Genomic DNA, 3,496 nt, shown 5'->3' on the forward strand with positions numbered 1-3,496 from the left:
GATATGATCTTATATTTAGCATAAGAGTAATTGTCCTATTAATCCTTGTCCCAAGGAATGTCCTAAGACCTTCTCCATCCTTATCGTTAATTAAATAGAAGCCTTCGGCATCAGGATTAGTCTTCAAGCTATCGATTACTCCATTAATTTTTCTATTAAAGGAATATTTTGCTCTTTTCTCTATAATTTCTTCCATTTTTCTTCTAATATCATCAGATATATCTTCCTGGCTAGATGCTCCAAAGTCGGGAGCCTTTCCATCTTCTGCCTTCGTCACTATGATTTTTTTAGCCCTCAGATTAATCGATTGAACTTCCCAGATGAGTCCTCCCAGATAAATTCCATCTCCCTTCTTAAGGTCGATTGATTTTTCTATTTCGCCAATTTTGCCCTTGTCATTAAAGACATGAAAATTATCCTTACTTATAAATTGATTGTAGAAAGAGCCCATTTTGAGGAGCTTTTCGCATTCGATTCCTCCTATATACTCATTTTCGAGTCTTTCGATATATCCTTTTTCTACCATGTGCTCTGTAAGCTCCATAAATTCTTCATGATCTATGCCAAAATCTAACTTCTTATCTAAAAGACTATAATCTTCGATACTCAATCCATTATTTTCCAAAAGAGTAGATAGGATTTGATGGGCAAAAACATCGTAGGGGCCATTTATAGGATAAATTTTGTCAAACCTTCCTTCCTTAAAGAGGATAATTGTCGCAAGCGACTGCACTAAGCCCCAGGGATTTGTAGCAATCTGATGGAGAATAGACTTCCCAGTTTTTCTGCCAGACCTTCCCAGCCTTTGGGCGAGCGATAGGACAGAATTGCTAGATCCATACTGGCAAATCGAATAGACACTACCTATATCTATACCTAGCTCGAGGGTTGATGTCGCGCAGATTATGAAGTTTTCCCCATGTCTATTTTTAGCAAAGTGTTCTATTTCCTTTCTTCTTTGTTTGCTAACAGAAGAATGATGGGAAAAGATTTGAGTCTTTATTTTATCTTCCCTAGCTTTTTTCTTAAGCTTTACAGCTAGCTCTTCTACAAGTTTTCTAGCGTTTGGAAAAGCAAGCATTGAACCTTCACTTGCAAAAGATAAGATTTGCCCTATAGTCTTATCGCTTATATCTTCTTCCTCATTATAAGAAATCGTAGCTTCTAGCTCGTTTTTAGATGAGTCTACAATTAATTTAGTAGCCCTCTTATTTTTAAAGAACTCCTTACAAATATCGTAATTTAGATTTCCTACGGTTGCAGATAGGCCAATAAATCTCGGATTTTTATCAGTATAGAAAAGTATTCTCGTAAGAAGACTCTTAAGCTGGACTCCCCTATTTCCAGTAAGAAAGCTGTGGATTTCGTCTACTATTATATAATCTAATCCCCTAAATAATCTCTTAGCCTCATGTCCCTTGTTTACAAAAATTGCCTCGAGTGATTCTGGAGTTATAAGACAAATTCCAGAAGGATTTTCCAATAATTTTTCTTTTCTCGTCTGATTGGCCTCTCCATGCCAGCTAATAACATTAATACCAATATCATCACACATGGCAAGGACTCTCTCAAACTGATCGTTAATCAAGGCAATAAGGGGAGATATATAAAGAATCCTAAGCCCCTTATTGAAGTCATTTGCTTCTGATATGGCAGGCAGAAAGGCTGCCTCAGTCTTTCCAGCTGCAGTTTTTGCTATGAGAACTAGATTGTCTTCACTTTTTACGAAGTTTTCGATAGAAGCTTTCTGAATCTTGGTGAGACTTGGCCGCCTATTTTTGTAGACGTACTCCCTCATAGGCCTTGATAATAGTGAATATTGATCTGTCATAGGATAAAGATATCGTCGTCGTGATCATCAGGATCTTTTTCGACAGGACTTGTTAGACCTTGAAATTTACTTTCCAAGATTTGATCAATATTTACTTCCGGGTTCTGCCTTTTAAGGTCTAGGATTTCAAGGAAGTCCTTTATCACAGCCCTAGGAGTAAGAAACTCCTTGGCTCCTGGTCTATTAAGCTGTCCTTCCATGTATTTTATAATAGTTTCCTTATCCATGTGTATTTCTTCTCCGTAGTTGATATTATAAATATTAAGGAGATTTTCAAGGAGGGTGAAAATCTCTTCTTCTGTTAGGGGCTTAAGTAAGAGGGCTGTCTTTTTGGTATTTATAAGGTCTAAGTCTTCATCAGCTAGTCCTCCAAGTCTTCCAGCAAGGGCCCCGTAAGAACTCATTCCTCTAGACTCATCAAAGACTGTAGCCCTTGTAGCACCAAAGTTTATGAAAAGATTCTTGGTCCTCCCACTTTTGGTCTCGTTATAAATATTTAATATTCTCTCATAATTTCTCTGTCGAGTTACGGATTGGGCAAGCTTATAGAGGTTGACCGCCTCATCGAAGTTAATCACAAAGCCAGAAAATCCAATTGAGTGAAAAAGCTCAGAAAGGTTTTTGATAGCTTCAAAGTAATTATCATCATTGATAATCTCTCCTATACCAAGCTCTCTTTTCGCTTCTGTCTTTGTAGAAATATCTCCCCTTAACCAACGAATAGCCTTAGTTTTAAGGTCTCTGTCATTACTAATAAGGCCTTCGTAATATTTTACAATAGCCTGACCCATCTCATAGGAAAGACCTACTGAGTCAAAATCTTCTATTGAGTCTAAGATTTTATCTTCTACAGCCTTCCTATATTCTCCTCTGATTAAATCCTTCATTTCCCATAGATTCTCCTGAGAAAGTTCAGTGAATATTTTCATTATCCACTCTTCTACAATCTCTCCTAGGACATTGCCGCTCCTTTTCGTTTTAGTCTTGATATTATCAGCAATTTCTATGTAAAGGGCCTGGGCCTTCTTATCTGTTGCGTAAAACCTCCTCTGTGGAGCAAGATCTATGGTAGATGTGACGAAGTTTTTGGATAAGGCAAGTTGCTCTATTGTGGCAAGCATAAAGGACTTACCTGATCCGAAGTCGCCTACCCACAATCTAAAATCACTTCCTCCCCTACTTACTTCATCAAGTACTTCAATTATCTCTTCTACTTCAGAAAGCCTGCCTACAAGGAGGTGCTCTATCCCTATATTGGGTACAATCCCTGCCTCTAGGGATTTGATTATTACTTGTGCTTGTTTCGGATTAATCTTTGCCATCTATAATCTCCTTAATCATTTCTACATAAAAAGAATCTATACTTATCTTCCCATCTTCATTTATCAAAGTTTGATCGTCTATATAATCAAACAATTCTTCATTTATATCTCCAATAAAAGAATTTAGGATTTTCCCATCTTCTAGGGCGATTTGACTAGCATCATCTTCCCCAATCGATCCTTTTTCGAGGATTAGTTTAAGAAAGGCCTTGCTAGTTTCGCTAATAGAAAGGCTCTCATTTTCTTTACTTTCTTGGTTCACTTTCATATCATCTTCTGTAATTATATCTTCTCTAGGAACTTCTTCGTAAGGTAAAGCGTCACTGTCGGATAAAAAGTCTTC

3 protein-coding genes are annotated in these 3,496 nt (G+C 37.2%); all 3 read right to left on the reverse strand.

Going from position 1 to position 3,496, the window contains the following annotated elements:
* A partial coding sequence (locus RCH56_RS07460) for a DEAD/DEAH box helicase (RefSeq protein WP_306484347.1) occupies positions 1-1,831 on the reverse strand: 1,831 nt, incomplete at its 3' end.
* Complete coding sequence (locus tag RCH56_RS07465; RefSeq protein WP_306484348.1) at positions 1,828-3,153, reverse strand: ATP-binding protein; 1,326 nt, start codon at positions 3,151-3,153, stop codon at positions 1,828-1,830. The genes RCH56_RS07460 and RCH56_RS07465, both read right to left, overlap by 4 nt.
* Positions 3,140-3,496, reverse strand: a 357-nt coding sequence (locus tag RCH56_RS07470; RefSeq protein WP_306484349.1) for a tellurite resistance TerB C-terminal domain-containing protein, incomplete at its 5' end; no start/stop codon positions are given. The genes RCH56_RS07470 and RCH56_RS07465, both read right to left, overlap by 14 nt.

The organism is Anaerococcus sp., from assembly GCF_030825785.1.
GTDB lineage: Bacteria > Bacillota > Clostridia > Tissierellales > Peptoniphilaceae > Anaerococcus.